Source organism: Streptomyces sp. BYX5S, from assembly GCF_054724165.1.
In genome coordinates this window covers 5,594,609-5,619,020 of record NZ_CM138829.1, presented here as the reverse complement: position 1 = coordinate 5,619,020, position 24,412 = coordinate 5,594,609, and the positions used below count along the sequence as shown (strand labels likewise).

At 75.4% G+C, this 24,412-nt stretch carries 22 protein-coding genes; 20 read left to right on the top strand and 2 right to left on the bottom strand.

Going from position 1 to position 24,412, the window contains the following annotated elements; translation table 11 throughout:
* Nucleotides 1-26: 26 nt before the first annotated feature.
* From ACYBSK_RS25530 to ACYBSK_RS25505, 6 genes are all read left to right on the top strand, one after another.
* Nucleotides 27-644: a ScbR family autoregulator-binding transcription factor gene (locus ACYBSK_RS25530; RefSeq protein ID WP_460243489.1), complete on the top strand. Its 618-nt coding sequence runs from the start codon at nucleotides 27-29 to the stop codon at nucleotides 642-644.
* A gap of 249 nt (nucleotides 645-893) precedes the next feature.
* On the top strand, nucleotides 894-1,718 hold the full coding sequence (locus ACYBSK_RS25525; RefSeq protein WP_460243488.1) for an AfsR/SARP family transcriptional regulator: 825 nt from the start codon (nucleotides 894-896) through the stop codon (nucleotides 1,716-1,718).
* Between the two features lie 49 nt (nucleotides 1,719-1,767).
* Nucleotides 1,768-2,412 (top strand): ScbR family autoregulator-binding transcription factor, encoded by a 645-nt coding sequence (locus tag ACYBSK_RS25520; RefSeq protein ID WP_460243487.1) that lies wholly within the window; start codon nucleotides 1,768-1,770, stop codon nucleotides 2,410-2,412.
* A 57-nt stretch (nucleotides 2,413-2,469) separates the two neighbouring features.
* Nucleotides 2,470-3,183, top strand: a complete 714-nt coding sequence (locus ACYBSK_RS25515) for an acyl carrier protein (RefSeq protein WP_460243486.1) — start codon at nucleotides 2,470-2,472, stop codon at nucleotides 3,181-3,183.
* A 13-nt stretch (nucleotides 3,184-3,196) separates the two neighbouring features.
* On the top strand, nucleotides 3,197-4,855 hold the full coding sequence (locus tag ACYBSK_RS25510) for a beta-ketoacyl [acyl carrier protein] synthase domain-containing protein (protein ID WP_460243485.1): 1,659 nt from the start codon (nucleotides 3,197-3,199) through the stop codon (nucleotides 4,853-4,855).
* Nucleotides 4,852-5,622 carry a 4'-phosphopantetheinyl transferase family protein gene (locus ACYBSK_RS25505; protein ID WP_460243484.1) on the top strand — a complete coding sequence of 257 codons (771 nt, stop codon included), beginning with the start codon at nucleotides 4,852-4,854 and terminating at the stop codon, nucleotides 5,620-5,622. The genes ACYBSK_RS25510 and ACYBSK_RS25505 overlap by 4 nt, the downstream gene beginning before the upstream one ends.
* Before the next feature lie 16 nt (nucleotides 5,623-5,638).
* Here ACYBSK_RS25505 and ACYBSK_RS25500 read toward each other — a convergent pair whose 3' ends face one another.
* Complete coding sequence (locus ACYBSK_RS25500) at nucleotides 5,639-6,577, bottom strand: AfsR/SARP family transcriptional regulator (protein WP_460243483.1); 939 nt, start codon at nucleotides 6,575-6,577, stop codon at nucleotides 5,639-5,641.
* Nucleotides 6,578-6,861: 284 nt separating this feature from the next.
* Between ACYBSK_RS25500 and ACYBSK_RS25495 the strand changes: the two genes are divergently transcribed.
* From ACYBSK_RS25495 to ACYBSK_RS25470, 6 genes are all read left to right on the top strand, one after another.
* Nucleotides 6,862-7,683 (top strand): AfsR/SARP family transcriptional regulator, encoded by an 822-nt coding sequence (locus ACYBSK_RS25495; protein ID WP_457479552.1) that lies wholly within the window; start codon nucleotides 6,862-6,864, stop codon nucleotides 7,681-7,683.
* Between the two features lie 107 nt (nucleotides 7,684-7,790).
* On the top strand, nucleotides 7,791-8,585 hold the full coding sequence (locus ACYBSK_RS25490; protein WP_460243482.1) for a thioesterase II family protein: 795 nt from the start codon (nucleotides 7,791-7,793) through the stop codon (nucleotides 8,583-8,585).
* Nucleotides 8,582-9,847, top strand: coding sequence for a beta-ketoacyl-[acyl-carrier-protein] synthase family protein (locus tag ACYBSK_RS25485; protein WP_460243481.1), 1,266 nt, complete (start codon nucleotides 8,582-8,584; stop codon nucleotides 9,845-9,847). Before ACYBSK_RS25490 ends, ACYBSK_RS25485 begins: the two co-directional genes overlap by 4 nt.
* Nucleotides 9,844-11,103, top strand: a complete 1,260-nt coding sequence (locus ACYBSK_RS25480; protein WP_460243480.1) for a beta-ketoacyl synthase N-terminal-like domain-containing protein — start codon at nucleotides 9,844-9,846, stop codon at nucleotides 11,101-11,103. Before ACYBSK_RS25485 ends, ACYBSK_RS25480 begins: the two co-directional genes overlap by 4 nt.
* A 78-nt stretch (nucleotides 11,104-11,181) precedes the next feature.
* Nucleotides 11,182-11,445 (top strand): acyl carrier protein, encoded by a 264-nt coding sequence (locus ACYBSK_RS25475; RefSeq protein WP_457479548.1) that lies wholly within the window; start codon nucleotides 11,182-11,184, stop codon nucleotides 11,443-11,445.
* Between the two features lies 1 nt (nucleotide 11,446).
* On the top strand, nucleotides 11,447-12,352 hold the full coding sequence (locus tag ACYBSK_RS25470; RefSeq protein ID WP_460243479.1) for an MBL fold metallo-hydrolase: 906 nt from the start codon (nucleotides 11,447-11,449) through the stop codon (nucleotides 12,350-12,352).
* Between the two features lie 30 nt (nucleotides 12,353-12,382).
* Here the strand turns inward: ACYBSK_RS25470 and ACYBSK_RS25465 are convergent, their stop codons facing one another.
* Entirely contained in the window at nucleotides 12,383-12,838 is a 456-nt protein-coding gene (locus ACYBSK_RS25465) for a nuclear transport factor 2 family protein (protein WP_457479546.1), read from the bottom strand.
* Nucleotides 12,839-12,982: 144 nt separating this feature from the next.
* Between ACYBSK_RS25465 and ACYBSK_RS25460 the strand changes: the two genes are divergently transcribed.
* The 8 genes from ACYBSK_RS25460 to metK all read left to right on the top strand — a co-directional run bounded on the left by ACYBSK_RS25460 (nucleotide 12,983) and on the right by metK (nucleotide 24,383).
* On the top strand, nucleotides 12,983-14,572 hold the full coding sequence (locus ACYBSK_RS25460) for a class I adenylate-forming enzyme family protein (RefSeq protein ID WP_460243478.1): 1,590 nt from the start codon (nucleotides 12,983-12,985) through the stop codon (nucleotides 14,570-14,572).
* Nucleotides 14,573-14,615: 43 nt separating this feature from the next.
* A complete protein-coding gene (locus ACYBSK_RS25455; protein ID WP_460243477.1) occupies nucleotides 14,616-16,328 on the top strand; it encodes an FAD-dependent oxidoreductase in 1,713 nt (570 codons plus the stop codon).
* 2 nt (nucleotides 16,329-16,330) lie between these two features.
* Complete coding sequence (fabG, locus tag ACYBSK_RS25450) at nucleotides 16,331-17,131, top strand: 3-oxoacyl-ACP reductase FabG (protein ID WP_460243476.1); 801 nt, start codon at nucleotides 16,331-16,333, stop codon at nucleotides 17,129-17,131.
* Between the two features lie 35 nt (nucleotides 17,132-17,166).
* Nucleotides 17,167-18,123: an aromatase/cyclase gene (locus ACYBSK_RS25445; RefSeq protein WP_457479542.1), complete on the top strand. Its 957-nt coding sequence runs from the start codon at nucleotides 17,167-17,169 to the stop codon at nucleotides 18,121-18,123.
* Between the two features lie 65 nt (nucleotides 18,124-18,188).
* Complete coding sequence (locus ACYBSK_RS25440; RefSeq protein WP_460243475.1) at nucleotides 18,189-19,958, top strand: acyl-CoA dehydrogenase; 1,770 nt, start codon at nucleotides 18,189-18,191, stop codon at nucleotides 19,956-19,958.
* Nucleotides 19,955-20,788: a 4'-phosphopantetheinyl transferase family protein gene (locus ACYBSK_RS25435; RefSeq protein WP_457479540.1), complete on the top strand. Its 834-nt coding sequence runs from the start codon at nucleotides 19,955-19,957 to the stop codon at nucleotides 20,786-20,788. Before ACYBSK_RS25440 ends, ACYBSK_RS25435 begins: the two co-directional genes overlap by 4 nt.
* A 301-nt stretch (nucleotides 20,789-21,089) precedes the next feature.
* On the top strand, nucleotides 21,090-23,123 hold the full coding sequence (locus ACYBSK_RS25430) for a condensation domain-containing protein (RefSeq protein ID WP_460243474.1): 2,034 nt from the start codon (nucleotides 21,090-21,092) through the stop codon (nucleotides 23,121-23,123).
* Nucleotides 23,124-23,171: 48 nt separating this feature from the next.
* Nucleotides 23,172-24,383: a methionine adenosyltransferase gene (gene metK / locus ACYBSK_RS25425; RefSeq protein ID WP_460243473.1), complete on the top strand. Its 1,212-nt coding sequence runs from the start codon at nucleotides 23,172-23,174 to the stop codon at nucleotides 24,381-24,383.
* The last annotated feature ends 29 nt before the right edge of the window (nucleotides 24,384-24,412 follow it).

Here is a 24,412-nt window from a genome sequence, read left to right as displayed (position 1 = left end):
GTGGTGAGCCCCCGGGAGAGACGGACATGGTCAAGCAGGAACGTGCACAGCGCACACGGAGGTCGCTGATCGACGCGGCGGCCGAGGTGTTCGCACAGGACGGGTACGAACCTGCCAGGCTCGCCACGATCAGCAGGCGGGCGGGCGTCAGCAACGGCGCGCTGCACTTCCACTTCGCCAACAAGCAGACGCTCGCCCAGGCGGTCGAGGAGGAGGCCGTCGCCACGCTGGTCCGGATCACCCGGGCCGCCCAGGGGCCCGAGAGCGGTGCGGGCGGCGGGCGCTGCGCGGTGCAGGCGCTGGTCGACGCGACGTACGAGCTGATGGGCCGGCTCGCGGACGACATCGTGGTGCGGGCCGGGTTCGAACTCGGCCCGGGGCCCGTCCGCGCCTGGCAGCGCTGGGTCGAGGAGACGCTGCGCCGCGCCGAGCGCGACGGGCGGCTCGCCAGGGGGGTCACGGGCCGCAGCGCGGCGCACGCCGTCGTCGCGGCCACCGTCGGCCTGGAGGCCCTCGGGCGGGAGAACCCCGAGTGGCTGACCCGGCGCCGCGTCGCCGGCATCTGGGAGGTGCTGCTGCCGCGCCTGGCCCCGTCGGTGTCCGGGACCCCCCGAAACGCACCGCCCGGTCTGCGCCTGCGCTGAGACGGCCCCGCACGAGCAACAGGAAGAGACCATCCGGCCTGTTTCTTTTCGCCTCTCCGAAAGCCCCCTCTGGGGGCTTTTGTGCTGAGGTGGCACGGGAGTGGCGCCATGAGAGGCCGTGGGGGGCCGTGAGGGGATAACCGTGAAGATCCTTTGAAACAGCACGAATGGTCTGGTATTGACAAACCGTCCGTCCTGTTTTTAACTTCAAGGAGCGCCGAGAGGTAGACCGTGAAGAGGGGAAGCGGCATGGACATCGAAGTGCTGGGTGCGCTGGTGGTCACAGAGGGCGGGGTGTCGGTCACGCCGACGGCCCCCAAGGCGCGACAGGTGCTGGCCCTCCTGGCTCTGCGCGCGGACCAAGTCGTCCCCGTCGCGTCACTGATCGAGGAGCTGTGGGGCGAGCGACCGCCGCGCAGCGCCCGCACCACTTTGCAGACGTACGTGCTGCAAGTGCGCGACCTCATCACCGCGGCCCTGGAGCGCGACCCGCAGGGCGCGCCGCCGCGCACGGCCAAGGACATCCTCGTCACGGCCCCCGGCGGATACATGCTGCACACCGCGGGCGGCACCATCGACGTCCACGAGTTCGAGCGGCTCGCCGGGCGCGGCTACCGCGCGATGGACGCCGGTGACTTCCCGCGCGCGGCCCGCGAGTTGAGCGACGCACTGCGCCTGTGGAGCGGCTCCGCGCTCGCCGACGTGCACGCCGGACCCCAGCTCGACATGGAGATCCGGCGCCTGGAGGAGACCCGGCTGTGCGCCCTCGACCAGCGCATCGAGGCCGACCTCCGCCTCGGCCGGCACCGGGAGCTGCTGAGCGAGCTGACCGTCCTGGTCCGCCGCTACCGCACCCACGAGAACCTGCACGGACAGTTCATGCTGGCCCTGCACCGCTCCGGGCGGCGCAGCGAGGCGCTCGACGTCTACCAGCGGCTGCGCGCCTCCCTCGTGCGGGAGCTGGGACTCGAGCCGTCCGCGGGGCTGCGTCGACTCCAGCGCTCGATCCTGATGGCGGGCCCCGAGAAGGCCCTAGCCGACACCACCGAGCGGCTGGCCCGCGCGGCGAGCTGAGCGCGGCCGCGCGGGCCGGGGCGGGACGACGGGCGCCGGGGAGGGGCTCATGCAGGAGAGGTCGGAACGGACGAGGCGCAGGCTCCTCGAAGAGGGGGCGAAGCTCATCACGCGCAGCGGGTACGCCAGTGCCACGCTCGGCCGGATCGCCGCCGCCGCGGGGGTGACCAAGGGTGCGCTGTACTTCCACTTCACGTCGAAGGAGGGGCTCGCCGACGCGGTGCGGGAACAGGCGGGCGCCCTGCTGCGGGACTTCCTGGACGAGCGGCGGGCCTCGGGCGACGCGCCCGTGCAGATCCTCATCGACCTCACGCACTGGCTCGCTCGGGCCCGACGGGACAGCGCCGTGGTCAGGGCCGCCTTCCGGCTCGCCGACGACACCCACGGCGGGGCGCCCGGACGCGCCGGCCTGCGCCGCGCCTGGCTCACCGAGGCGCAGCACCTCCTCGACGAGGCCGACATGGTCGGCGAGCTGACCGGGGCCGCCCGCGGCGACGGCGTCAAAGCCCTGCTCATGGCGTTGCTCTACGGTGTCGCGCCGCCCGGCGCCGACCAGCGCTCCCCGGCCGAACTGCGGCACGGAACCGACGAGTTGTGGCAGCTGCTGCTGCCGGTGCTCGTGGCCCCCGGCCGGGCGGCCCGCTACCGCACGGCGCCGCCGCGCACCCGGGGCGAACCCCTCCAGGTCGCCTGACCCCGCCGCAGACCCCCACCTCTCGGCCCGGCCGACCGGGCACCCCTGGAGACCTCCATGTTCCGTGACCTCCCGTCCGGGCCCGCCGCGCCGTCGGGCACCCCCGGCGACGTCCTGGCCGCGCTCCTGCGCATGCTGGCCGACGTCACGCGACGCAAGGCCGACACCCTCGATCCCGGGCAGCCGTTCACCGCGCTCGGCCTCGACTCGCTGCTCGGCGTGGAGTTCGTCGCCACGGTCAACGCGTACTTCGGTACGGACATCAAGGCCGCCGCGGTCCTGGACCACGCCACGCCCGCACACTTCGCGCGCCACGTCGCGGGAGAGGTGCGATCCGAGCCCACCGCCCCGCCTGCCGCCGCACCGGCCGCTCCGCCACCCGCCCCCGCGCTGCCCGTCGCCGACGTACTGCGCGAGGAACTGGCCAGGGTGCTCGTCTGCGAACCGTGGGACCTGGACGCCGACACCCCGTTCCGCGTGCTGGGCGTCGACTCCCTCGTCGGCGCCGAGTACATGGCCGTCGTCAACCGGGTGTACGGGCTGCGCGAGCGCGCCGTCGTGCTCCACGACCATCCGACCCTCGCCGCGCTCGCCGGACACATCGGCGCGCTCGTGGCGCCGCGGCTCCCGGACGGGGCGCCGGTGCCGTCGGCGGTCGTGGCGGACCCGGCGCCCGGACCGACGATGTCGCTCGACGACCTCCTCGACGCGGTCCGCGACGACCGGGTCAGCCTCGACGACGCGGTGGCGCTGCTGCCCCGGCTCGGCTGAAGCGCGGCCGACGATGGACCAGCGCGAGATCCTGGCCCGCTTCAAGTCCGGCCAGCTCGACCGGGGCCGCGCCGTGCACCTCCTCACCGGCGTACCGACCGGGCTGCCGGACGCGGGGGCGTACGAGGGCGGGGGCGCGGAGAGCGGTGCGGAGGCGGAGCCGGGGTCACGCGAGGACGAGTCCGGTGTGGGGCGGTCGGCGGTGGACGCCGGCGTCGGCGTGGACCGGTACGCGGTCATCGGGCTCGCCGGACGCTACCCGTTCGCCCCCGACCTGCCCACGTACTGGGCGAACCTGCGCGACGGGCGTGACACCGCCACCGCCGTGCCCGCCCCGCGCCCGACGCCCTCGCCGCTTCCGGCAGGTGGGCGCGGACACTTCCTCGGCGGAGTCGACGCCTTCGATCCGGAGTTCTTTCAACTTCCGCCCGAAACAGCTGCTGTGACGGACCCTCAGCAGCGGCTGTTCCTCGAAGTCGGATGGCAGGCCCTCGAGGACGCGGGCCTGACCGGCGCCCGCCTCGACACCCTGCTCGGGCCGGGCGGACAGCCGCGCTCCGTCGGGGTGTTCGCCGGGGTGAGCGCATGCGACTACGCCCTGCTCGCGGCCGGTTCGCGGGGCCGGGGCGGCGGACAGTGGGACCTCGCCGGGCGGCTGGGCCGGCTGCTCGGCCTGACCGGGCCCGCCCAGGTCGTCGACGCCGCCGAGGCGTCCGGGCTCGTCGCCGTGCACCTCGCCGTCGCCGCGCTGCGGGCCGGGGAGTGCGCCGTCGCCGTCGCCGGTGCGGCGGAACTCCTGCTCCACCCCGCGCGCGCCCGCGACGGGGCGGGGGAGGGCGTGGGCGCCGTGGTCCTGAAACCGCTCGTCCGGGCGCTCGCCGACGGCGACCCCGTGCACGCCGTCGTCCGTGACACCGGTGCGTGCGTCGCGGCCGACGAACCCGTCGAGGGGTTGTACGAGAACCGGGAGTCGACCCTGCGCCGGGTGGGCGACGCCGGGGCGGCCACCGGGATCGCCGCGTTCACCGCCGCCGTCCTGCAACTCCGGCACGCCACCAGGGCGCCCCTCCGGCCGGACGGCCAGGCCGAGCCGTGGCCGGGGCCGCGCGTGGCCACCGTCGAGATCCGCATCCCGGACGGCCCCGCGGCCAGGGCGGTCCTGGAGTCGTTCACCCCCTCCGGATCCGCCGCCCCCGACACCGAGGACGGCGCCGCGCAACTCGTGCTGCTTTCGGCGCCCACCCCGGACCATCTGCGGGCCACCGCGGAGCGGTTCGCGGACTGGCTGGCCGGGACCGAGGGCGCGCGGGTGGCGCTCGGAGAGCTGGCCGCGGCCACCCGCGCCACGCGGTCCGCGCTGCCCTGCCGCCTCGCCCTGCGCCCCACGAGTCGGCAGCAACTCCGCCAGCAGTTGCACGAGTTCGTCGCTGAGGAGGTGGTGCCGCCGGGCGGAACCGGGGACGCCCTCGGGCTCGGCGCCGCCCCGGAGACCCAGGACTATCTCCGCGCGCTGTGGCGCGGTGGACGCGTCGAGCAGCTCACCCGGCTGTGGCTCGCCGGCCTCGACATCGACTGGCCCGCACTGGAGCGACGGCCACCGCACCCGCCCGTGGACCTGCCGCACACGGCGTTCCTGCGCCGCCCCCTCTGGTACGACGGCGCCCCCGGATGAACCCGCCCGTCAGGGTCGGCCTCTGGTTCTGCCCCAGCGGCGCGCTCGCCCCCGGCATCGCCGCACGGCTGGCCGCGCACTGGCTGGACGGCGACGAATGCGGCACGGCCGACCGGTTCCGGTTCGAACGCGACCGGCGCCGCTACGTCGCCGCGCACACCCTCGTCCGCCGGGTGCTGGCCCTGGAGTGCGGGGTGCCGGAGGCCGCCGCGGTCATCCGGCGCGGCGCACGCGGCAGGCCCTTCCTCCACGAACCCGCCACTCCTGGCCTCGACTTCAACCTCGCCTACGCCCACGGCCACAGCCTGCTCGGCGTGGCGCACGGCTGCCGCATCGGCGTGGACCTCGGTCAACTCGCTGCTGAGGGGCGGGGATCAGTGCCGTACGACGCGCTCGCCGAGACCCTCGCGCCCGCCGAGCGGCAGTGGGCGGCGGACGCCGGGCCCGGGGCCGCGCGGGAGCGGCGTGTGCTGCGTCTGTGGACGGTGAAGAAGGCGTACGTCAAAGCGCGCGGCCTGGGCCTCGCCGTACCGTTCGACTCCTTCACCGTCACCCTCGACGAACGACGCGGCGTGCGCGCCTTCGCGCCGCCGCCCCGAACGGCCCCGGAACGCTGGCGGTTCGTGGAACTCGAACCCGTACCGGGGGTGCTCGCGGCGGTCGCGCTGACCGGCGCCGCGGCCGTGGAAGCAGTCCAGGTGCGGCACGGCTTCCCCTGGGCGCCCGGCGTTCCGGAGACGGTGGAGCTGCCGCCTGCTGTGGGCTGAGGGGTCCTCCGGGGTCCTATCCGCGAACCGTGGCGTTCAGGCGGTGCGTCAACTCCTGCTGGGCCTGCTCCAGTTCGGCCACGCGGCCGCGCAAGTGGGCGAGTTCCGCCGACAGCGCCGCGCAGTCGCCCGTCGGCAGAGCGGGCGAGTGGTTGAGGATCGATTCCAGGCGGCCCCGCAGCGCCGGTCCCGGTTCCACCCCCAGCGTGGTGATCAGCCGCCGCCTGGCCCGTTCGTACACGCCGAGCGCCTCCGCCTGCCGTCCGCTGCGGTACAGGGCGAGCATCAGCAGGTCGTAGAAGCGCTCGCGCAGCGGATGGTCGGCCGTCAGCCGCTCCAGATCGCCGATGCACTCGGCGTGCCGCTCGCAGCGCAGCGCCGCCTCGTACCGGGCCTCCAGGGTGACGAGGCGCAGCTCGTCGAGGCGGTCGGCCTCGGCCGCGCAGACCGGCCCCGTACGGCAGTCCTGGAGCGCCGGGCCGCGCCACAACTCCAGTGCACGGGACAGGAGTTCCGCCGCCCCGGCCGGGTCCGTGGCGAGGGTGGCGCGGCCCTCGGCGGAGCGCCGGGTGAAGCGGTGGACGTCGGTGGAGGCCCGGCCCAGGTTCAGCAGATAGCCCGTGGGCAGGGTGCTGATCCACTCGTGCGCGGCGCCGCCCGGCGCGGGCAGCAGCCGGCGCAGCCGGGCGACGTGGGCCTGAAGCGCGTTCGCCGCGTTCGCGGGCGGCGCCCCGTCCCACAGCTCCGCGGCGAGCCGGTCGACGTCGAGCAGCACCCCGGCGTGCGTGACGAACGCCGCCAGCAGGGCCCGCTGTTTGGAACCGGGCGGCGTGATGTCCGCCCCGCCACCGGCGCCGTCGTGCACCGTGACCGGGCCGAGCAGCCGGAACTCGACGGACCCGCCCGCGGCGGCGCCCGGCGCGGCCTGCGGGCGCGAAGTGGTGAGGACGCTCATGGTGTGGCCCTGTCGTCGTCGATCCGGTCGGGACCCGCACGGTAGCCGCCCCGCGCGGGCCGCGGGACGCCCCGCGAGCGGTTCTCCAGCTTCCGTACGACGGGCTTCGAGACGCTGTTGCGGAGCCGAACGTCCCAGCTCGCAAGGGCTGTTGGAAGGCCGGTCGAGCGCGGGTCGAGAGAACCCGGCGCACCGGACCGGCGCGGCTAGCGTGCCCAGCGCACAGACGACCACACGGTCGGGCAGCCTCGACCGGTCCATGATCAGTCCTTGGGGAGGACACCATGCGCATACAGGTTCTGGGCCCGTTGAGCGCCGAAGTCAACGGAGTGTCGATCGTGCCGACCGCCGGCAAGCCCCGGCAGCTCCTCGCCCTGCTCGCCTTCTACCCGGGCCGCGTCGTGCCCGTCTCCACGCTCATGGAGGAGATCTGGGGCAGCAACTCGCCGCAGAGCGCCATGACCACGCTCCAGACGTACATCCTCCAGCTGCGCCGCCGCCTCGGCACCGCCATGGGCCCCGACGCGCCCGGCACCGCCAAGGAGGTCCTGGCCACCCGTCACGGCGGCTACCTACTCCAGATCGCCCCCGACGCCGTCGACGTGCACCGCTACGAGCAGCTGGTGACACAGGGGCGCTCCGCGTTCGACGGCGGAGACGACGAGCAGGCCGCCCGGCTGTTCCGCGACGCGCTCGCCCTGTGGCAGGGCCCCGCCCTCGTCGACGTACGCCTCGGCCCGGTCCTCGACATCGAGGTGCTGCGCCTGGAGGAGTCCCGCCTCGTCACCGTCGAACGGCGGATCGACGCGGACCTGCGCTGCGGCCGCCACACCGAGGTCCTCGCCGAACTCACCGACCTGATCGCCCGGCACCCCCAGCACGAAGGGCTGCACTCGCAGGCGATGGTCGCCCTGTACCGCTCCGGGCGGCAGGCCACCGCCCTCGACGTGTACCGCAGGCTGCGGGTGCGCCTCGTGGAGGAACTCGGCGTGGAGCCGTCGCCGCAGCTCCAGCGCCTGCACCAGGCCATGCTCGCCGTCGACCCCGCCCTGGACGTGGCGGGCGGGCCGCGCGGCCTGTCCACGTTCGACCTGTACGCGGCCTGACCGGCGGACCCGCGGCGTTCCATCTGCACGCAGCCCGCACGCGAGTGCCGTTCGAGCCGGCGCTGCCAGGCTGCACGCGGCCAGGAACCGGCGCGAGAGGACGGCCCATGACCGAGACGCGGACCACGACCGAGACACGGACCACGGCGGGGACGCGGCCCGTGCGCATCCACTGCTTCGCGCACGCCGGGGCGGGCGTCTCCGCCTTCTACGGCTGGGCGCCCCGCCTCGGACCCGGCGCCCTGACCGTGCCGCACCTGCTGCCCGGCCGCGAGCGGCGGCGCGCCGAACCCCGCGTCACCCGCCCCGCCGACCTGCTCGCCGACCTGCTCGGCCACTTCACCGACGAGGACCGCGACACCCCGTACGTGCTCTACGGGCACAGCCTCGGCGCGCTCGTCGCCCACGCCGTGACCCGCGCCCTGCACGAGGCGGGACTGCCGGGGCCCGCGCTCCTCGTCGTCGGCGCCTGCCCGCCGCCCGACGCGCTCTCCGACCTCTCCGACCAGTGCCGCGCCGCCGACGAGGACCTGCTGCACCTCCTCGACGGCGTCGGCGCCCTGCCCCGCGGCGCCGAGCCGGGCGACCTGTGGCACCGGGCCGTGCTGCCGGTGCTGCGCGACGACCTCGTCCTCGCCCACGAACTGCGCCTCGCCGCCCGCGAGCCGTCCGCCGCGGGGCCGCTCGACGTGCCGGTGCTCGCCGTCGCGGGCGCCGACGACCCGCTGGCACGGCCCGGGACGGTGGCCGGGTGGCGGCGCTGGACGACCGGACCGTTCGCCGCACGCACCGTGCCCGGCGACCACTTCTTCGTCCGCGGGCCCGAACTGCCCCGCCTGGTGGGCAGGGCCGCGCGCGTCGTGCGCCGGCTCACGCCGCAGCCGGTGGTGAGCGGCCGATGAGGCGCGTTGCCGTCACCGGCATCGGCGTCGTCGCCCCCGGCGGCGTCGGCACCGCCGCGTTCTGGTCGCTGCTCACCGAAGGGCGCACCGCGACCCGCCGCATCACCCGCTTCGACGCTGCCGGATTCCGCTCCCGGATCGCCGCCGAGGCCGACTTCGACCCGGCCCGGCACGGCTTCGACGCCGCCGAGGCACACCGCCTGGACCGGGTCGCCCAGTTCGCGCTCGTCGCCGCCCGCGAGGCCGTCGCCGACAGCGGCCTCGACCTGGCCCCCGGCGCCGAACGCACCGGCGTGACCCTGGGCACCGCCGTCGGGTGCAGCAGCGGACTCGACGAGGTGTACGCCCAGGTCAGCGAGGGCGGCAGCCACTGGCTCCTGGACCCCGCGCGGGCCGAGGACCGGCTCGGCGACTACCTGGTGCCCAGCTCCGTCGCCGCCGAAGTCGCCCGCGACGTCGGCGCGTTGGGGCCCGTCGCCGTCGTCTCCACCGGCTGCACCTCCGGCCTCGACTCGCTCGGGCACGCCGTGGAACTGATCCGCGAGGGCAGCGCCGACGTCATGGTGGCCGGCGCGTCCGAGGCACCGATCACGCCGATCACGCTCGCCTCCTTCGACGCGATCCGCGCCACCTGCGCCCGCAACGACGAACCGGAGAGCGCCTCGCGCCCCTTCGACCGCACCCGCGGCGGCTTCGTCCTCGGCGAGGGCAGCGCCGTCCTCGTCCTGGAGGAGCACGGCCGTGCCGTGCGCCGCGGCGCCCACGTCTACGCCGAGATCGCCGGGTTCGCCAGCCGCTCCAACGCGTACCACATGACCGGACTGCGTCTGGACGGACGGGAGATGGCCGAGGCCATCCGCGTCGCCCTCGACGAGGCCCGGCTCGACGCGACGGCAGTCGACTACGTCAACGCCCACGGCTCGGGCACCAAACAGAACGACAAGCACGAGACGGCCGCGTTCAAGGCGAGCCTCGGAGCGCACGCCCACCGGGTGCCGGTCAGCTCCATCAAGTCGATGATCGGGCACTCGCTCGGCGCGATCGGCTCCCTGGAGATCGCCGCCAGCGCCCTCGCCATCGAGCACGACACCGTGCCGCCCACCGCGAATCTGCACGAGCCCGACCCGGACTGCGACCTCGACTACGTACCGCTCGTCGCCCGCGAGCAGCGCACCGACACGGTCCTCAGCGTCGGCAGCGGATTCGGCGGATTCCAGAGCGCGATGGTGCTCACCGCGCCCCGGACGGAGGCCGCCGCATGACCGCCCCCGCCATCGAACACGACGGACTGCTGCGGGCCGGCTCGACGACCGCGGCCGTCACCGGGATCGGGGTCGTCGCCCCCGGCGGCGTCGGCACCGAGACCTGGTGGGCCGCGATGCTGCGCGGACAGCGCGCCATCGGCCCCGTCACCCGCTTCGACGCCTCCGGCTACCCCGCCGCCCTCGCGGGCGAGGTCACCGGCTTCGACGACGCCGAGCACGTGCCGGACCGGCTGCTGCCGCAGACGGACCGGGTCACCCGGCTCGCCCTCGCCGCCGCCGCGGAGGCGCTCGGCGACGCGGACCTGGACCCGGCGGCCCTGCCCGACTACGCGGTCGGCGTCGTCACCGCCAACGGCGCGGGCGGCTTCGAGTTCGGGCAGCGCGAACTCCAGGCGCTGTGGAGCCGGGGAAGCCGGCACGTCGGCGCCTACCAGTCCTTCGCCTGGTTCTACGCCGCCAACTCCGGCCAGATCTCCATCCGGCACGGACTGCGCGGCCCCAGCGGCGTCCTCGTCTCCGAGCAGGCGGGCGGCCTCGACGCGGTCGCGCAGGCCCGGCGGCAACTGCGCCGCGGCGGGCTCGCCGTGCTCACCGGCGGCTTCGACGCGGCGGTGTGCCCGTGGGGGTTCACCGCGCAGCTCGCCGCGGGCGGCCTGAGCACGAGCCGTGACCCCGAGCGCGCCTACCTGCCGTTCTCCGCCGACGCGTCGGGGCACGTCGTGGGGGAGGGCGGCGCCCTGCTCGTCCTGGAGGACGGCGACCTCGCCCACGCCCGCGGCGCCCGCGTCCTCGGCACCGTCGAGGGATGCGCCGCCACCTTCGACCCGGCCCCGGGACGCGGCGCGCCCCGGCTCCTCGACGCGGCGCGGCTCGCGCTCGCCGACGCGGGCCTCGACGCGGCGGACGTGGACGTGGTGTTCGCCGACGCGGCGGGCGAACGCGCCGCCGACCGCGCCGAGGCCGCCGCTCTGCGTACGCTCTTCGGCCCGCACGCCGTGCCCGTCACCGCCCCCAAGTCCCTGACGGGGCGCCTGGGTTCGGGCGGCGCCGCGGTCGACCTGGCGGCGGCGCTGCTGGCGCTGCGCGACCAGGTGATCCCGCCGACGGCCCCCGTGGGCCGGATCGCCGACGACTGCCCCGTCGACCTCGTCACCGGCGCGGCGCGCCCGGCGGCGCTGCGGCACGCGCTCGTGCTCGCGCGCGGACGCGGCGGGTTCAACGCGGCTGCGGTCGTCCGCGGACCGCGCCCCTAGGGCCTGATCCACACGACAGGCCCTGAGGCATCCGGCGCCCTCACCTCGCACCAGACCACGTACCAGGAAGGAAACACCGTGGACCGCCTTCAACCGAACGACCTTGCCGTTCTGCTGCGCGACGCCGCCGGCGGTGACGAGGGCGCGCCCCTGGACGAGGCCGCCCTCGACACCCTCTTCCTGGACCTGGGCTACGACTCGCTGGCCCTGCTCCAGGTCACCGGGGTCGTCGAGCGCGACCACGACGTGACGCTCGACGAGGAGGCCCTCGACGAGGCGCGGACCCCGCGCCAGTACCTCGACCTCGTCAACGGCGCGCTGTCCGCCCGAACCGCGCGCTGACATGCGGGAGTTCGGGGCCCTCACCGAGATCGCCGACGGCGTCCACGCCTACACACAGGCCGACGGCGGCTGGTGCCTGAACAACGCGGGCCTCGTCGTCGGCCGGCGCGGCGAGAGCGCCCTCGTCGACACCGTCGCCACGCAGGCGCGGGCGGCGGCGCTGCGGGAGCGGGTCGTCACCGTCACCGGCGCGCCGCCGCGCCTGCTGGTCAACACCCACTTCCACGGCGACCACACCTTCGGCAACTTCCTCTTCCCCGAAGCGGTCGTCGTCGGCCACGAGGACGCCCGCGCCGAGGCCGTCGCCGCCGGACTGCACCTGACCGGCCTCTGGCCCGACGTGCACTGGGGCGACCTGGAACTCGTCCCGCCACAGCTCACCTTCCGGGACCGGCTGACCCTGCACATCGGGCCGGTGCGCGCCGAACTGCTGCACGTGGGGCTCGCCCACACCAGGGGCGACACCGTGGTGTGGCTGCCCGAGCGGCGGGTCCTGTTCGCGGGCGACGTCGTGATGAACGGTGTCACCCCGTTCTGCCCCATGGGCTCGGTCACCGGCTCCCTGCGCGCCCTCGCGACGCTGCGCGCCCTCGATCCGCTCGTCGTCGTCCCCGGCCACGGGCCCGTCGGAGGCCCCGAACTCCTCGACGAGGACGCCGGCTACTTCCGCCACCTGCAACGCCTCGCCCGCGAGGGCATCGCCGCGGGACTCACCCCGCTCGCCGCCGCCCGGCATGCGGACCTCGGCCCGTACGCCGGGCTCCTCGACGCCGAACGCCTCGTGCCGAACCTGCACCGCGCCTACGCCGAGGAACACGGCGCCGAGCCGGGCGCGGCGCTGGACGTCGCGCGGTGGTTCCGGGACATGGCACAGCACCACGGCGGGCCGTCGGTGTGCCGGGCCTGAGGAGGACTCGCCAGGCCCGGCGCGGCGCCGTCAGCCCAGGTCGTCGCGCGTGACCAGCCGGTACCGCACCCGCAACTTCCCCCGGCAGCGCACCAGTTCGTCCTCCATCACGCACACCCGCGACACCGTCGATGCGCCGCCGCGCACGGTCGCGTAGACGAGCGCGTACGCGCGCGTGCGCAGGGTGCCGTCCGGGCGCGGTGTCACGTCCAGCATGCCGATCCAGTGCCGCAGCTGCTCGCCGTCGCGGTCCTGGCGGGCCCGGTTGCGGTGCACGTTCGCGGCCAGGTCGGCGCGCCCGCGCACCGGAGCGTCCAGGGTCGGCACGGCGAAGACGGCGTCCTCGGTGAACGTGGCGGCCCAGCGGTCGGCCTCGTGCGCGTCGAACAGCTGCATCTGGTGGGCGTAGAACCACTGGACCTCGGCGTAGAGCACGCCGAACTCCGTCTCCGTGAACGGGTGGGCGTGCGGGGACTCGACGGTCATCGGGGCTTCCTCTCCTGCGAACCGGCAGCGGATGTCCGGCGGTTCACGACACCGTCCCCGGCGCCGATCGAGTGTTCTTCGAAGATTCCTCAAGCGCCCCGGCGGACGGTGGGACCCATCGACACGAGCGGGAGGAGACACCACGTGGGCGACGTCCCGTACAACGACCTTCCGGTGGACGCACTGCTGCGGCGCGCGGCGCGCCGCGACCCGGACGGCACCGCCGTGCGCACCGCGACCCGGACGCTGCGCTTCGCCGCACTCGACGCGTACGCCGACCGGATCGCCGGCCTGCTGACCTCGACGGGCATCGGCCGCGGCGGCCGGATCGGTGTCGTCCACACCCTCGACCCCGAGTTCGCCGCCGCCTACTACGGCGTCCTGCGGGCCGGTGCGACGGTCGTCCTCGTGAATCCGCTGCTCCCGCAGGAGGGCCTGCGGCACGTGCTGGCCGCCGCCGACGTCGAGCTGGTCCTCGCGCCCGGCGCCGTCGCGGGACCGGTCACCAAGCTCCGCCGCGACCTGCCCGCCCTGCGCGCCGTCGTGGTCACCGACGCCCCCGACGGCGTCGTTCCCGCCGACACCGAACCCCTGCACACCCTGCTCGACGCGGTACCGGCCGGGCGCGCCCCCGCGCCCGCCGCCGATCCCGGCGACATCGCCTGCGTGCAGTTCACCACCGGGACGACCGGCGCCCCCAAGGGCGTCCTGCTGACCCACCGCAACGTCGTCGCCAACGCCTGGCAGGTCGCCGTCGCGCACGGCCTGACCGCCGACTCCGTGACCCTCAACCACCTGCCGCTCTACCACGTGATGCACCTCAACTCGGCGCTCTGCGCCGGTGCTTGCCAGGTGCTGTGCCAGGACCCCGACCCCGTCGCCTCCCTCGCCCTCGCCGCGGAGACCGGAGCCACCCACTACTACGGGCTGCCCGCCCGCCTGCACGCCCTCGCCGCCGACGAACGCCCGGCCGCCGCGGCGCCGCGCGGGCTGCGGCTCACCGCCGTGCTGTCCGGCGGGGCGGCGCTGCGGCCCCGCGCGGCCCGTGCCCTGGAGAAGCGGTTCGGCGTCCCCGTCATCCAGGGCTACGGCATGGCCGAACTGGCCCCGCTCACCCACTGCCAGCGCCCCGGCCGCTACCGCCCCGGCACCGTCGGCACCGTCGTGCCCGGCACCGAGTGCCGCCTCGTCGACCTGACGACGGGGCGTCCCGTCGACGTCTGGTCCACCGGCGAAGTCCAGGTACGGGGGCCCCAGTTGATGGCCGGCTACCTCCATGAGGAGGGGAAGGGCCCGGCCGCCCGGATCGACGCGGACGGCTGGTTCGCCACCGGTGACGTCGGCTACGTCGACGACGAGGGCAACCTGTGTCTCGTCGACCGGCTCGACGACGTCTTCAAGTACGACAACGAGATCGTCTCGCCCAGCCGCGTCGAGCGGATCCTCGCCGAGGACCCGCGCGTCGCCGACTGCCTCGTCGCCGACTGGCCCGACGCCGAGCACGGCGCGCTCGTCTGGGCGGGAATCGTGCTGCGCGAGGACGCCGGGAGCGAACCGTGGGGCGTCGGCGTCCTCGACGTCCTGGACGAGATCGCCGAGCGCGCCAACGAACGCCTCGGCTCCTTCGAACGCATCCGCTTCGCCGAAGCCCTCGACGCCGTGCCGCGCACCCCGACCGGGAAACCCCAACGACGCTCCGTGCGGCAGAAGTTGAGAGAGCGTGCCGCGGCATGACCCCCACAGCCATCCACTCGACCACCACTCCGGGAGACCGCTCATGGTGACCCTCGGCAAGGAGTCCGCAGCCCGGCCCCAGGTGCTGATCGCGGGCGCCGGACCCGTCGGCCTGACCGCCGCCCACGAACTGGCCCGCCGCGGCCTGCGCGTCCGCCTCGTCGACGCGGCGCCCGGCCCCGCGCGCACCAGCCGCGCCGTGGCCACACACCCCCGCACCCTGGAGACCTACGACCAGATGGGCGTCGTCGACGCGATGCTGGCGCGCGGCCGCCGCAACCGGGCCTTCACCATGTACGCCGAGGGCCGCCGCCTGGTGCGGCTCCAGGCGGACTACGCGTCGATGCCCACCGCGTACCCGTTCACCCTCGTCATCGCGCAGACCGAGACCGAGGCGGTGCTGCGCGAGGCCGTCGCCCGGCTCGGCGTCGAGGTGGAGTGGGGCGTACGCCTCACCGGATTCGCCCAGCACGAGGACGGGGTGCGCGTCACCCTGGAGGACACCGAAGGGCGGCAACAGACCGTCGACACCTCGTGGCTGGTCGGCTGCGACGGCGGGCACAGCACCGTCCGCAAGCTCCTCGGGCTCGAACTGCACGGCGTCAGCAGCGAGACCTGGATGCTCGCCGACGTGCCCGTCACCATGGACCTGCCGCCCGACACCATCTACTGGGCGCACACCGGCGGCCAGGCCCTCATGATGGTCCCGTACGCCCGCGAAGGGTACTGGCGGCTGCTCGACACCGTGCCCGGCGGGGACACGGAGGGCGCCGAGGAGCGGCTGGGCGCGAAGCTGTCCAAAGGGCTCGGCCGCGAGGTGCGGGTCGGCGCCAGCGACTGGACCTCCGTGTTCACCTTCCAGCAGCGCATGGTCGAGCGGATGCGGGACGGCCGCGTCTTCGTCGCCGGCGACGCCGCCCACGTGCACAGCCCCGCCTCCGGACAGGGCATGAACACCGGAATCCAGGAGGCGTACAACCTGGCCTGGAAGCTCGCCCAGGTCGAACAGGGTCACGCGGCAACGGAGTTGCTCGACAGCTACAGCCAGGAACGGGTGCCCATCGGCGCCGCCCTGCTCGACTCCACCCGCACCGCCACCGTCCTCGTCCAGCTCAAGAACCTGCTCGCCGCGGCCGCCCTGCCGGTCGTCTTCGCCGTCGTACGCCGCGTCACCCCGCTGCGCCGCGCCATCCAGCGCAAGGTCCTCGGCGGCATGTCCGGACTGCGCATCGGCTACGCCGACTCACCCGTCACCACCCACGACCGGCCCGCCGCGACCGGACCCGCGCCCGGCGAGCGCGCCAGGTCCTTCACCCTCGACGACACCACGCCCGCCGCCCGCACCGCCTACGACGCCCTCGCCGCCCAACTGCGCGACGTGCGCTGGACGCTGCTGCTCGGCGCGGGCGGCACAGGACCCGGCGACGTGCCCGTCGGCGTCGCCGTCACCGCGGCCGCGCAGTACGGCGAATGGCTCTCCGTACGCACCGTCGGCGGCCGCCCCGACGGCTCCGAGGGGCCCGCGCCGCTCGCCGATCCCGACGGCGCGCTGCGCGCCGCGCTCGGTCTCGACCCCGGCGCCTGGCTCCTCGTGCGGCCCGACGGCTACGTCGCCGCGCGCGGCCCCGTCCTCAGCCGCGCCGCCCTGCGCCGGGCCCTCGCCCCCGTCGGACCGGCCGTGCCGCTCGCCGACGCGGCGCGCCCGGAACCGGGCCCGGTCCTGACCCCCGTACCGACCCCGACGAAGGAGCGCTGACCATGCCCGCCACCCCCGCCCCCGCCGAGCGCCGGCCCGTCGCCCTGGTCACCGGCGGCACCAGCGGCATCGGCCTCGCAGTGGCCCGCACCCTCGGCCGCGCCGGACACCGCGTCTTCCTGTGCGCCCGCACCGAACTCGCCGTCAAGCGGACCGTGGAGGAACTGCGCGACGAGGGCCTCGACGTCGCCGGGCAGGCCGCCGACGTGCGCTCCCGCGAGGACGTCGCCGCCCTCGTGCGCGCCGCCGTCGACACGTACGGGCCGCTCACCGTCCTCGTCAACAACGCGGGCCGCAGCGGCGGAGGTGTCACCGCCGAACTCACCGACGAGCTGTGGGACGACGTCGTCGACACCAACCTCAACAGTGTCTTCCGCGTGACCCGCGAGGCACTGCGCAACGGCGGCCTGGACGGCGCCGCCCACGGACGCATCATCAACATCGCCTCCACGGCCGGCAAACAGGGCGTCCTCCTCGGCGCCCCCTACAGCGCCTCCAAGCACGGCGTCGTCGGCTTCACCAAGGCCCTCGGCCGTGAACTCGCCCCGACCGGAGTGACCGTCAACGCGGTCTGCCCCGGCTACGTCGAGACACCCATGGCCCAGCGGGTGCGGGAGGGCTACGCCGCCGCGTGGGAGACCACGGAGGCGCACGTACAAACGCAGTTCGAGGCGAAGATCCCGCTCGGCCGCTACTCCACGCCGCAGGAAGTCGCCGCCCTGGTCGGCTACTTGGCGTCCGAGCCCGCCGCCTCCATCACCGCGCAGGCCCTCAACGTGTGCGGCGGCCTCGGCAACTTCTGACCCTGATCCCCGAACAACCGATGAGGAGGTGTGTGGTGTCGGACGAGCGTGTGCACCGGACACGGCACTGCGTCGAGGTGGACGCCCAGCCGGGCGTCGTCTACGGACTGATCGCGGACGCCGTGCGCTGGCCGCTGTTCTTCCCGCCCAACGTCCACGTGGAACGCCTGGAGTTCGACGGCCGCGAGGAGCGGCTGCGGATGTGGGCGACCGCCAACGGCGAGGTGCGCTCCTGGATCTCCGAACGCACCCAGGACCCGGCGGCCCGCCGAGTCACCTTCCGGCAGACCCGGCCTCAGGCCCCGGTCGAGACGATGGACGGCACCTGGATCGTCGAGGAGCGCCCCGGCGGCGGCAGCCGGCTGACCCTGCTGCACGACTTCACCGTCACCGGCGACCGCTACGACGACGTGGTGTGGGTGGAGCGGGCCTGTGACACCAACTCCCGTGCCGAACTCGACAATCTGAAGCGGCTCGCCGAACGCTGGGCGCGCCTCGACGACCTCGTGCTGTCCTTCGAGGACTCGGTGCGCGTCAACGGGCCCGCCGAGCTGGTCTACGACTTCCTCTACCGCGTCGGCGACTGGCCCGAGCTGATCCCGCACGTGTCCCGGCTCGACCTCACCGAGCCCACGCCGGGCGTCCAGGTCATGTCCATGGACACCGTCACCGGCGACGGCAGCGCGCACACCACCGAGTCCGTCCGCGTCTGCTTCCCGCACGCGGGCCGCATCGTCTACAAGCAGACCGCGACGCCCGCCCTCATGGAGGCACACACCGGCGAGTGGTCCGTGGTGCCCGACACCACCGGCGTCACCGTCGTCTCCCAGCACAGCGTCGTCCTGCGCGAGGAGGCCGTCGAACGGGTCATGGGCCCCGGCGCCACCCTCACCGCGGCCCGCCGCTACGTCCGCGAGGCCCTGGGCCGCAACTCCACGGCGACCCTGCGCCTCGCCAAGAACCACGCGGAGTCGGCGATCCGGGTGCTGTGACACCCCGAGCCCCCGGACCGCCCGCACCGCACCCCCGTACGACGAAGGAGGCGAACACCGCCGTCATGACCGCCATCGCCGAGACCCACGGGCGCCCCGCGCCGCCCAGCGACCGCCCCGACGCCGATGCCCTCGCGCGTGCGCGGCGGCTGGAGGCGCGGCTCGGCGACCCCTACGACCGCGCCAACCCGCACGGTCTCGCCGCCCTGTTCGCCGCCGACGCGCGACGCACCCCGCCCGAGGCGACCGAGGCGCTGCTCGCCGACGCGGGGTTCGGCGCCGAACTCGTCCCGGCCGCTCTCGGCGGCCGGCTGACCCGCGCCGACACCCTCGCGCGCGCCCTGCGCCCGGTGTTCCGGCGCGACGTGGGCCTCGGCTTCGGGCACGGCATCGTCTCGCTGTTCGCCGCGGGCGCCGTCTGGGCCGCCGGCGACGAACGGCAGCGCCGGGACGTCGCGGACGTGCTGCTGCGCGGCGGCCGCATCGCGATCCTGCACCACGAACTCGCGCACGCCAACGCCATCCTGCGCGACGAGTTCACCGCCCGCCCCGCCCCCGGCGGCTATCTCCTCGGCGGCCGCAAGGACGTCGTCATCAACGCCCGCCGCGCCGACCGCCAGGTCGTCTACGCCCGCACCGACCCCGCCCGCGGACCGCGCGGCCACTCCGTGCTGCTGCTCGACCCCGCCCGGCAGCCCGCGACCCACCTGCCGCGCGTCGAGACGACCGGGATGCGCGGCGCCCTCTTCTCCGGCCTGGAGTTCACCGACCGCCCCGTGCCCGCCGACGCCCTCGTCGGCGCCACCGGCGACGGCGTCGGCCTCGCCCTGCGCGCCTTCCAGGTCAACCGCAGCCTCATCTGCGGCGTCGTCACCGCCACCGCGGGCACGGTCCTGCACTCCGCGGTCCGCGCCGCCACCGAGGGCCGCGCCGGGCGCGTCGCGAAGAGGTGGCACCGGCCGCTCGCCGGGGTCTTCGCCGACCTCCTCGCCTGCGACGCGACCGCCACCGTCGTGCTGCGCGCCCTGAGCCTGCTCCCCGCCAGCGCCCACCTGTTCGCCGCCGCCGTCAAGTACGTCGTGCCCGACCTGCTGCGCGAGAACCTGGAGGAACTCGCCACCGTCCTCGGCGCCCGCGGCTACGACCGCTCCACCCCCGAGTACGGGGCGCTCGACAAACTCGTCCGCGACCTGCCCGTCGCCGGACTCGGCCACGCGGGCAGCGCCTCCTGCCTGTCCGTCCTCGTGCCCCAACTGCGCGGCCTCGCCGAACGGTCCTGGTTCGCCGAACCCGAACCGCCCACCGAACTCTTCGCCGCCGACGCCCAACTACCGCACCTCGACTACCGGTTGCTCGGCATCGCGGGCGGCGGCGACTTCATGGCGGCCTCCCTCGTCGCCAGCGCCGAGCGCCTCGCGCCGCTGCGCGACCTCGGCGGCCACATCGGCGCGCTCGCCGCACTCGCCGAGTCCTACGCCGACGAACTGCGCGCCCTGCGCGAGGCGTGCCGCCACATCCCCGCCGCCGCGAGCGCCCTCACCGACCCGGCCGTCGTCCGGCTCGCGGACCGCTACGCCCGCGTCGTCGGCGCCGCCGCCGTGCTCGGCGTGTGGGAGAGCCAGGACGGCTCCGACCCGTTCCTCGCCGAACCCGCCTGGGCCGTCCTCGCCCTCACCCGCACCGGCCAACGCCTCGGCATCCCCGTGCCCGACCTGCCCGAAGGCGTCCAGGACCAGGTCCTCGACGAACTCCTGCGCCGCCACCGCGAAGGACTGAGCCACGACCTCGACGCGCTCGCCCACGGGGGCGGGCACGCCCAGGAGGGCACACCATGACGACGCCCGCCGCACTGCCCGGAGCCGACCGCATCAGCGCCCCCGTCCACGTCGCGGGACCGGGCGCGCCCTGGCACCTCGTCCGCGACGCCATGGACCGGCACGGCAACGCCGTCGTGCACACCACCTGGGGCGAATGGCTCGGCGCCGCCGTCACCGACCCGGGCCTGCGCACCCTGCTCGGCCGCGACTGGCAGCGCTACCGCCGCACCCAGGACCCCACCATCCGGCACCGGTTCGTCGCCTCGCGGCTCGCCACCAAGTACACGGCCGCCGCCGCGCTGCGCACCCGCCCGGCCGAACTCGACCTCGCCTACCAGATCGGCGGACGGCCCTATCTGCGCGGCCTCGACCAGATCGACGTCAGCCTCACCCACACCGACGACGTGATCGCCGTCGGCATCAGCCGGGACGGCCGCATCGGCGTCGACGTCGAACCCGCCGACCGGCACATGTCGTACGACCTGTTGCAGGGCCACGTCCTCACGCCCGCCGAGTGCGCCGCCCTCGAACGGCTCCCGGAGCGGGCGCGGGCCGCCCGGCTGCTGCGCCTGTGGACCCTGAAGGAGGCCTACACCAAGGCGCTCGGGCAGGGGCTGCGGCTCGGCTTCAGCGAGTTCGGCTTCACCGCCGACGGCACGGAACTCCGCGCCCCCGACGGCCGGCCCGCCGCCCGCGGCGAATGGGCCTTCGCCACGCACGACGTCCTCGGCCGGTACGTGCTGAGCGTCGCCCGCCACGACGCGGGCCTCGCCGCCTCGACCGACACCGCGGCCGCCACCATGCTCGACGAAGGCTTCGTCGGCGCCGTCACCGAACTGCTCGGCTGACCGTGCGCGCTACCGCGCTCGAGAAGCGCTCGAATCCGTCTCCGGCCCCGGTGGAGGAACCGGCCGCGCCACGCCGGACCCCGTTAGCGTGCCAAGACGGTCGCCTCCCTTGCGCAGCCTCGCGGCACCGCGTCGCCCCACCGGCGGACCACCGACGTGTCAGCGCCGTATCAGGGCTGCGTGGGCGGGCCCCGCACACTCGTTCCGCACTCGTCGAGAGAGGGGAGGGAGGGGGCTGCCCCGCACGCGTGGCCCGGCCGCACCGGCCGTCGCCGCGGAGCTGCGCGCGCCCCGGACGCCGATGACCACCGACCACTCCTCGCACTCCGCGTCCGCCCGGCCCGCCCCCGGCGCCGCGATGACCGTCGTCGTCGCCCCTCCGGCCGACGCCGCCGCGCCGCCCGTCCTGGAACTGCGCGGCCCCCTCGACCCGCAGGCGGTCGAGGCCGCCCTCGACCGCCTGGACCGGCTCGCCGCCCGCCCCGGCCCGGCCTGGCGGCCCCGGCTGCTGCGCGTCGGGCCCGGCCACCACCACCTGCACCTGACACCCGTCGGGGCGCGGCCCGGCGCCGCCGCGGCGCCCTTCCCCGCCGGGCTCCTCGCCGACCTGCTGACCGTCGAGCCGGCCGGCCCCGGCGCCGCCGCGCGCGTCGAACCCACGCCCCTGCAACGGGAGTTGCTCGCCGACGCCGACGCGCATCCCGGCACCGAGGGCTGGTGCGAACAGCTCGCGCTCACCTGGCGGGGACCGCTCGACGCGGGACGGCTCGCCGCCTCCTGGCAGTCGGTCGCCGACCGGGAGAGCGTACTGCGGGCCGCCTTCGAGGACGGGCCCGAACCGTGGATCGTGTGCCACGACGGGACGGGCCCGGAGGTGCTGCGGTTCCCGCACGGCAGCGTGGAGTGGCAGGCGCTCGTCGAGGCCGACCGGCGCCGGGGCGTCGACCCACGCAGGCCGGGACCGCTGCGCGTCACCGTCCTCGAAGGCGGCACGGACACCGCGCGCGTCCTGCTCAGCTTCCACCCCGCGCTCCTCGACGACTGGAGCGCCCGGCTGCTGCTGCACGAGTTCTACCGCGCCTACCTGGCGGGCGGCGCACTGCGCGGCGGCGAGCGCCGCCCCGACCACGGCGACCACGCGCGCTGGCACGCCGCCCAGGACCCGGCCCCGGCACAGGAGTTCTGGCAGGCCGAGCCCCCCGGACCCGCGACGCGCCTGCCCGGCGCCGACGGGCAGGCGGTCGGCGCCGGCCAGGTCCGCGCCCGGCTCACCCCCGAGGAGAGCGAACGGCTGCGCGTGTGGGCGGCGGGCCAGGGCTGCCCCGAGAGCAGCGCCCTGTACGCGGTGTGGGCGCTGGCCCTGTACCGGGCGGGCGCGGGCCGCGGCCCGGCCACGGTCCGCTTCAGCGCCACCGTGCCCGGCCGCGGCATCCCCCTCGACGGGGTCGAGCGGCTGCCCGCCGCGCTGCGCAACCCGCTGCCGATGACGGCCGGCATCGACCCCGCGGCGCCGCTCACCGGCCTCCTGCGCGGGCTCCGCGACCAGTCGATCGACGTGTCCGCCTACGAGTGGGTGTCCGAGGGGACCGCCCACCCGGGGCGCCCCACCGGTGCCGCGCCGCGCACCGGCACGCTCGTGCACGTCGAGCGCCGCCCGCAGGCCCCCGAGGACCTGGCCCCCGGGCTCGCCGCGCTCGGGGTGCGGGTCAGCGGCGCCGAGACGCTCGGCGCGCGCACCGGGTTCCCCGTCACGCTCGTCGCCCACCGGGACGACGACGGGGCGCTGCTGCTCACCGCCACCTGCCTGGGCGCCGCCATCGCCGGGGCCGGACACCTGCTCGCGCGGGCCGCCCACGCGCTGCGCGAACTGCCCGGCGCGGCGACACCGTCCACCACCGTCGGCCAGGCCCTCGCGCTCCTCGCGGGACCGGGCCGCGCCCCGCGCGTCCGGCCCGCCGCCCGCCGCCCCTCCCCGCTGGTCGAACTGCGCCCCGCCGCCGACCCCGGCGCGGGCACCGTGTGCCTCGTCCGGGCGCCGGGCACCCCACTGTCCTCGCTCACCCGGGTCGCCTACGCCTACCAGGGACCCGAGGCCGTCGTCCTGCTGCGCCCGCCGCCGTACGCGGACGCCGCCACCCCGGCCCGCGCGCTGGCCGACCTCGAAGGCCCCCTCGTCCTCGGCGCGTTGTGCGGCGGCGGCGACACCGCGTACGCGCTCGCCCGCAGCCTCGCCGCCACCCGCGACCGCCCGCCCGGAGTGGTCCTCACCGGCACCACGGCCCCGCCCGCCGGATTCGCCCGCGCGCTCGAAGCGGTGGCCCGCCGCACCCGGTGACCCGCCCGGCCACCGGTCAACCGCCCCACCTCACACCTCAGGAGAACCATGCCGACACGACTGTTCACCTCGGAGTCCGTGACCGAGGGACACCCCGACAAGATCGCCGACCAGATCAGCGACGCGATCCTCGACGCGCTGCTCGCCCGGGACCCCGCCTCCCGGGTGGCCGTGGAGACCCTCATCACCACCGGCCAGGTGCACATCGCGGGCGAGGTGACGACGTCCGCGTACGCCGACGTGCCGGGGATCGTGCGGGAGACGATCCTGGGCATCGGCTACGACTCCTCGGCCAAGGGCTTCGACGGCGGCTCCTGCGGAGTGTCGGTGTCGATCGGCGCGCAGTCCCCGGACATCGCGCAGGGCGTCGACACCGCCTACGAGAAGCGCGTCGACGGCTCCGAGTCGGACGAGCTCGACCGGCAGGGCGCGGGCGACCAGGGCCTGATGTTCGGCTACGCGTGCGACGAGACACCGAGCCTGATGCCGCTGCCCATCGACCTGGCCCACCGCCTCTCCCGGCGCCTCACCGAGGTCCGCAAGGACGGCACCGTCCCCTACCTGCGCCCCGACGGCAAGACCCAGGTCACCATCGAGTACCAGGGAAGCCGCCCGGTCCGCCTGGACACGGTCGTCGTCTCCACCCAGCACGCCTCGGACATCGACCTCGACGGACTGCTGGCCCCCGACGTCCGCGAGCACGTCGTCGAGCACGTCCTGAACCAACTCGCCCAGGAGGGAATCAAGTTGGAGACGGAAGGCCACCGCCTCCTCGTCAACCCGACGGGCCGCTTCGAGATCGGCGGCCCGATGGGCGACGCCGGGCTCACCGGCCGCAAGATCATCATCGACACGTACGGCGGCTACGCCCGCCACGGCGGCGGCGCCTTCTCCGGCAAGGACCCCTCCAAGGTCGACCGTTCCGCCGCGTACGCGATGCGCTGGGTCGCCAAGAACGTCGTCGCGGCCGGCCTCGCCGCCCGCTGCGAGGTCCAGGTCGCGTACGCCATCGGCAAGGCCGAGCCGGTCGGCCTGTTCGTGGAGACGTTCGGCACCGCGACCGTCGCCCAGGAGCGCATCGAGCGCGCCATCCGCGAGGTCTTCGACCTCCGCCCGGCCGCGATCATCCGCGACCTCGACCTGCTGCGCCCCCTGTACCGGCAGACCGCCGCGTACGGCCACTTCGGGCGCGAGCTGCCCGACTTCACCTGGGAGCGCACCGACCGCGCCGAGCGGCTCAAGACCGCCGCGGGACTGTGACCGCAACCCGCCGACAGGGACAGGAGTTC